Source organism: Micromonospora sp. AMSO12t (genome assembly GCF_008806585.1).
In the GTDB taxonomy this organism is placed as follows: Bacteria; Actinomycetota; Actinomycetes; order Mycobacteriales; family Micromonosporaceae; genus Micromonospora; species Micromonospora reichwaldensis.
The window spans coordinates 23428-29539 of sequence record NZ_WAAS01000065.1; the positions used below are offsets into that span (position 1 = coordinate 23428).

Annotated in this window: 8 protein-coding genes; 5 read left to right on the forward strand and 3 right to left on the reverse strand. The window is 72.4% G+C overall.

The genetic code is table 11. The features are described 5' to 3' along the window. Nucleotides 1-25: 25 nt before the first annotated feature. Nucleotides 26-625 (reverse strand): heme-copper oxidase subunit III, encoded by a 600-nt coding sequence (locus F6X68_RS12875; protein WP_151454492.1) that lies wholly within the window; start codon nt 623-625, stop codon nt 26-28. A gap of 108 nt (nt 626-733) precedes the next feature. On the opposite strand from F6X68_RS12875, the gene F6X68_RS12880 reads away from it, so the two are divergent. The 4 genes from F6X68_RS12880 (at nt 734) to F6X68_RS12895 (ending at nt 3742) form a co-directional block, all read left to right on the forward strand. Beyond that, nucleotides 734-1678, forward strand: a complete 945-nt coding sequence (locus tag F6X68_RS12880; protein ID WP_151454493.1) for a cytochrome c oxidase assembly protein — start codon at nt 734-736, stop codon at nt 1676-1678. A 185-nt stretch (nt 1679-1863) separates the two neighbouring features. Next, on the forward strand, nt 1864-2259 hold the full coding sequence (locus F6X68_RS12885) for a hypothetical protein (RefSeq protein WP_132236139.1): 396 nt from the start codon (nt 1864-1866) through the stop codon (nt 2257-2259). An 86-nt stretch (nt 2260-2345) separates the two neighbouring features. Next, nucleotides 2346-3392, forward strand: coding sequence for an anthranilate phosphoribosyltransferase (gene trpD, locus F6X68_RS12890; RefSeq protein WP_151454494.1), 1047 nt, complete (start codon nt 2346-2348; stop codon nt 3390-3392). A gap of 146 nt (nt 3393-3538) precedes the next feature. After that, nucleotides 3539-3742 (forward strand): hypothetical protein, encoded by a 204-nt coding sequence (locus F6X68_RS12895; protein WP_151454495.1) that lies wholly within the window; start codon nt 3539-3541, stop codon nt 3740-3742. Nucleotides 3743-3895: 153 nt separating this feature from the next. Here the strand turns inward: F6X68_RS12895 and F6X68_RS12900 are convergent, their stop codons facing one another. Continuing rightward, the gene (locus F6X68_RS12900; protein WP_151454496.1) at nt 3896-4324 is read right to left on the reverse strand and encodes a cytochrome c oxidase subunit 4; all 429 of its coding nucleotides are present in this window, start codon (nt 4322-4324) and stop codon (nt 3896-3898) included. Nucleotides 4325-4334: 10 nt separating this feature from the next. After that, entirely contained in the window at nt 4335-5306 is a 972-nt protein-coding gene (gene coxB, locus F6X68_RS12905) for a cytochrome c oxidase subunit II (protein WP_132236131.1), read from the reverse strand. Nucleotides 5307-5495: 189 nt separating this feature from the next. Here coxB and F6X68_RS12910 point away from each other — a divergent pair. Next, nucleotides 5496-6112, forward strand: a 617-nt coding sequence (locus F6X68_RS12910) for an aminotransferase class V-fold PLP-dependent enzyme (protein ID WP_151454497.1), incomplete at its 3' end; no start/stop codon positions are given.

The window sequence follows — 6112 nt, forward strand, 5'->3', positions numbered from 1 at the left end:
CGGCGCGGTTCGTGACGCGCCAAGATCACTGAAGCCAGTAGATCATGGCGTAGAGCCCGATCCACACGACGTCGACGAAGTGCCAGTAGTAGGACACGACGATCGCCGACGTGGCCTGCGCCGGTGTGAACCGGCCCATGGTGGTGCGGATCATGAAGATGACGAAGGCGACCAGACCGCCGGCCACGTGCAGGCCGTGGAAGCCGGTGGTCAGGTAGAACATCGACCCGTAACCGTCTTCGTTGATCTTGATGCCCGCGTGCACCAGCTCGCGGTACTCGTTGAGCTGGCCGAGGACGAAGATCAGGCCCATCACGAAGGTGATCGTGAACCAGCGCCGCAGCGCGTGGACGTCACCCTTCTCGGCGGCGAACACCCCGAGCTGGCAGGTCACCGAGGACAACACCAGGATCACCGTGAAGGTGGTCGCGTAGGGGATGTTGAGGTGCTCGGTGTGCTTCGCCCACTGCTCCGGCGCCGCCGCGCGGATGGAGAAGTACATCGCGAACAGCGCCGCGAAGAACATGAGTTCGCTGGAGAGCCACACGATCGTCCCGACGCTGACCATGTTGGGTCGGGTCAGGGAGTGGATCCGGCTCTTGTCAATGGCTGGGGCCGCAGTCACGCGGTCATTATTGCCCTTGACCGGGGCCGCCGATCAGCGGGGGGCCAAACCCGTGGCATCCACAGCCCGATCGGGGCAGTCCGGTTCGCCTGACCTAGGCTGAAAAGCGTGCTGCACGCCGATCCGATCTCCGCCGCAGCCGCCGTCGCCGCGCCGGCGGCGAGCGCGGCCACCCCGCCACCGTTCACCGTGACCTCGGTGTTCACCGAGACCAGGCTGGACAGCTGGCTCGCCGTCGGCCTGGTGCTGGCCGCCGGCGTCTACCTCTACGGGGTGCACCGGCTGCGGATGCGGGGCGACCGGTGGCCGGTAGCCAGGACGGTCTTCTTCCTCGGCCCCGGCCTCGGCGGCATCGCGGCGGTCACCGTCAGCGGCCTGCACGCGTACGACACGGCACTGCTGTCGGTGCACATGGTCCAGCACATGGTGCTCTCCATGATCTCGCCGATCTTCCTCGCGCTGGGCGCGCCGGTGACGCTGGCCCTGCGCACCCTGCCGCCGCGACCGCGCAAGCGGCTGCTGGCGGTCGTGCACAGCCGGATCGCCCGGATCTACAGCTTCCCCCTGGTGGCGTTCGCCATCTTCGTGGTGAACCCGTTCGCGCTCTACTTCACCGACCTGTACCGCTACACCCTCGAGAACGTGTGGGCGCACGAGGTCGTGCACGCGCACTTCATCATGACCGGCTGCGTGTTCTTCTGGCCGCTGCTCGGGCTCGACCCGCTGCCGGGCCGCTGGCCGTACCCGGCCCGGGCGCTGCTGATGCTGCTCTCCGTGCCGTTCCACACCGTGCTCGGCCTCACCATCATGCAGAGCAGCACGCTCTTCGGCGGCGACTGGTACCCGTCGCTCGGGCTCACCTGGTCGGACCCGTGGCAGGACCAGGTGGTCGCCGGCGGCATCCTCTGGGCCGGCGGCGAGTTCGTCAGCGTGACCATGCTGGCCGTGCTGGTCGTGCAGTGGATGCGGCACGCCGAGCGGGAGGCCCGCCGCGTCGACCGCGACCTGGACCGCCAGGAGGCCCGTCAGCGCGCCGCGGAGTCCACGGCCTGAGCCGGGCCGGCCGGTACGCCCCAGCGCCGCCGCCGGGCGGACGTCGCACACCTCACACCGACCGGTACGATCAGCGGGCGGCCACGAGGTGGGAGCCAGTCCGACCGACGAGCGCGCAGCGAACGAATCATCAAGCTCAGTGTGATGGTGCCGCACGACGGCACGGAGCGAAGCGGAGTGCCGGCATGAGCGATCGTCTTTGCACCGTCCTGCTCTACAGCGACGACCCGGAGGTCCGCGACCGGATGCGGCTCGCCGTCGGGCCGCGCCCCGCGCCCGGCCTGCGGGTCGAGTTCGTCGAGGCGTCCGACTACGCCGAGTGCGTCCGGCTCGTCGACGACTACGAGATCGACCTGCTGGTGCTCGACGGCGAGGCGAGCCCGGGCGGCGGCATCGGCATCGCCCGGCAGATCAAGGACGACCGGGCCGACGCCCCCCCGACCTGCGTGGTGATCGCCCGCGCCGCCGACCGGTGGCTCGCGGCGTACGCCGAGGTCGACGCCACCCTGGTGCACCCGCTCGACCCGGTGACCACCGGCACCACGGTGGCCGAGCTGCTGCGGACGCACGCACCCGCCTGACGTCCCCCGCTCCGGCCCGCCACGGCGCCGGGCCGACCGGTGCCGGTTCCATCCCACCCGCATCTCGCACGCTCGGGAGGCCCGCCTTGGGCGATCGGACCTGGCCGCACCTGCTCAACGCGCTGCTGCGCGGCGAGGAACTCGCCACCGCCGACACCGCCTGGGCGATGGGCGAGATCATGGCCGGCTCGGCCGCCCCGGCGCAGATGGCGGGCTTCGTCGTCGCGCTGCGCGCCAAGGGTGAGACCTCGGCCGAGCTGGCCGGTCTGGTGGAGGCGATGCTCGGCCGGGCGGTCCCGGTCGAGCTGCCCGACGAGCTGCGCGCCACCGCCCTCGACGTGGTCGGCACCGGCGGTGACCTCGCGCACACCGTCAACATCTCGACCATGGCCTCGCTGGTGGTGGCCGGCGCCGGTGTCCGGGTGGTCAAGCACGGCAACCGGGCGGCCTCCTCCTCCTGCGGCACCGCCGACGTGCTGGAGTTCCTCGGCGTGCCGCTCGACCTGGGCCCCGAGGGGGTGGCCCGGTGCGTCGCCGAGGCCGGCATGGGCTTCTGCTTCGCGGCCCGGTTCCACCCCGGGATGCGGCACACCGGCCCGGTACGCCGGGAGCTGGGCGTGCCCACGGTGTTCAACTTCCTCGGCCCGCTGACCAACCCGGCGCGGCCCCGCGCCGGAGCGGTCGGCTGCTTCGACGCCCGGATGGCCCCGGTGATGGCCGGCGTCTTCGCCGCCCGGGGCGACTCCGTGCTGGTGATGCGCGGCGAGGACGGGCTGGACGAGTTCACCACCGCCGCGCCGACCCGCGTCTGGGCGGCCCAGGGCGGCGTCGTCAGGGAGTCGCTGCTGGACGCCGCCGACCTCGGCGTACCCCGGGCCACCCTGGCCGACCTGCGCGGCGGTGACGCCGCCTTCAACGCCGACGTGGTCCGCCGGCTGCTGGCCGGCGAGACCGGCCCGGTGCGCGACGCGGTCCTGGTCAACGCGGCGGCGGCGCTGGCCACGCAGGGCCCGCTCGACGGCGACCTCACCGCGGCCCTGCGGGCCGGGATCGACCGGGCCGCCGAGTCCGTCGACTCCGGGGCCGCCGCACGCGTCCTCGACCGCTGGATCGAGGTCGCGCGCGCCCTCTGAGCCCCGGGCCTCGCCGAAGGTTGTCGGACCCCCGTGGGAAACTACAGCTGAGTAGTTCCCACATTCGTCCTGCGCCGTCGAGCGCGGCGATCCCCGTCGGGCGTGTGCGACGCGCCCCCGCGGGACCGGAGCGAGAGGAGACGCCCGTGTCGGAGCGCGAGCTCTACTGCGACACCTGTGAGGGCGTCGAGCCGTTCGAGGCGCCGCCGTGCGCCGACGGCCACGGCGCCGACTGCCCCGAACTGGTCTGCACGGGCTGCGGCGCGGCCGTGCTCGTCACCACCTTCACGTTCCGCCTGGCGCGTCCGAGCGGCCGGCACCGCCCGGCGAGCCGCCGCCGCGCCGCCTGAAACCGCCGCCACCGCTGAGCGGGCGTCGGTCCCCCGCGGTGTCCACTCAGCGCCGCTGCCGACCACGTCCCGCGCCCGCGCCACCCGTTCCACGCCGAAGGCCCGCCTCCCCGGGGAGGCGGGCCTTCGGGACGTTCGCGGGTGACCGACCGATCAGTGCTCGGCGGTGCGCCGGGTGCCGCTGTAGTACTCGAACAGCAGGCCGCAGACGGAGAACGTGACCGCCAGCATGCCGAGGCCGAGCAGCCAGAACTGCCAGAACGCGAGGCCGAAGCCGGCCATCCCGACGGCGATCGCCAGGCCGAACGGCCAGTAGCTGCCCGGGCTGAAGAAGCCGATCTCGCCCGCGCCGTCGGCGATCTCGCCGTCCGGCCGGTCCTCCGGCCGAAGGTCGATCCGGCGGGAGACGAACCAGAAGAAGCCGCCGCACATCGTGCAGAGCAGGAAGCTCAGCAGCAGGGCGACCGTGCCGACCCACTCGACCTGGCCGCCGGAGTCGGCGGCGGTCCACCCGCCGTAGAGGGCGGTGGCGAAGAGCAGGAACCCGGCGATGACCAGGAAGATGCGCCACTCGGTCTTCATGCCCGATCCCTCAGCTTCCCGCGCCGGCCGGCGCGTCGTCCGGGTTGAAGTTGGCCTCGGTGCGACGGGTCTCGAACGGCTTCGTGGTCTTCGCGTACGGGTCCTCGCCGATGGCCGTCAGCGCCTCCTGCGTGGACCTGCCGTCCCGCTTGGCCGCCAGGAACTGCTCGTACTTCTCCGGGGAGACGACCCGCAGCTCGAAGTTCATGAAGGCGTGGTAGCTGCCGCAGAGCTCCGCGCAGCGGCCGACGTAGGCACCCTCGGACTCCAGCTTCGAGACCTCGAAGACGTTGCGGATCTTGCCCGGCATGACGTCGCGCTTGAACAGCAGCTCCGGCACCCAGAACGAGTGGATGACGTCGCGGCTGGTCTCCTCGAACCGGATGGACCGGTCGGTCGGCAGCACCAGGATCGGGATGACCTCGCTGGTGCCGAGCACGGAGGCGACCGTGTTGGCGTCCTGGCCCTGACCGTCGCGGTAGTTGAACTGCCAGTTCCACTTGAACGCGACCACCTCGACCGTGACGTCGGGGTTCTTGGTCGTCCGCACCACGTCGGTCTGCACGACCGCCGTGTAGTAGAACAGCACGGAGACGATCAGGATCGGCGCGATGGTGTAGAGGAACTCCATCGGCATGTTGTAACGGGTCTGCACCGGCAGCTCGTTGCCCCGCTTGCGGTAGCGCACGACGCACCAGAAGATCAGGCCCCACACGAAGACGCCGACCGCGAGCGCCGCGATGCACGAGGCGATCCACAGGTCGTACATCCGGTGCGACTCGGGCGTGATGCCGCCCTGCGGCCAGCCGAAGCCGCCGAACGCCGCGCCGACGTCGCAGCCCGTGAGCAGGACCAGCAGCGCCGCTCCGCCGAGACCGAGCCCGGCGATCCGACCGGCACCACGTCCCCGGCGCCCACCGGCTCCTGGGGAAGCGCTGTGCCGTACGGCCGACGGCCGTACCTCCGAACTCCTTGCGACCACCTGGTCCTGCCTCCCTAGCGCGCCGCGGTGTCTTGTCCCTGCCCTCCGCCTGCGGAGCGACAGCACCAGCGGCAAAGGCGTCACCGACGGTCGCAGATTACTCGACCATGACGGGCTGGACCGTGTTGGGGTCGCTGTCGGCCCCCATCGGGGGGATCTTGGGCATACCGGCGCGATACGTTGGCTCGCGTGAGCGCATCCCCGGTCTACCTGGACGCGGCCACCGCCGCGCCGCTGCATCCGGTCGCCCGACAGGCGCTGTTGGCCGCCCTCGACGACGGCTGGGCCGACCCCGGCCGGCTCTACACGCAGGCCCGCCGCGCCCGTCAACTCCTCGACGCCGCCCGCGAGGCCTGCGCGCAGACGCTCGGCGTCCGCGCCGACGAGCTGTCCTTCACCCCCAGCGGTACGACGGCCGCGCACTCCGCCGTGCTGGGGGGCCTGACCGGCCGGCGTCGGGTGGGCGCCGGCCTGGTGCACTCCGCGATCGAGCACTCGGCGGTGCTGCACGCCGCCGAGAAGCACGTCGCGGCGGGCGGCACGGCCACGTCCGTACCGGTGGACCGGCTCGGCCGGCTCGACCTGGACCGCTGGGCGGCGGCGGTCCGGGCGCCGGGGGTGGCGCTGGCCGCGCTGATCGCCGCCAGCCACGAGGTCGGCACGCTCCAGCCGGTGGCCGGGGCCGCGCGGGAGTGCGCCGAGGCCGGGGTGCCGCTGTGCGTGGACGCCGCCCAGGTGGTGGGCCGGGCCCCGGTGCCGGCGGGCTGGTCGGTGCTGACCGCCAGCGCGCACAAGTGGGGCGGGCC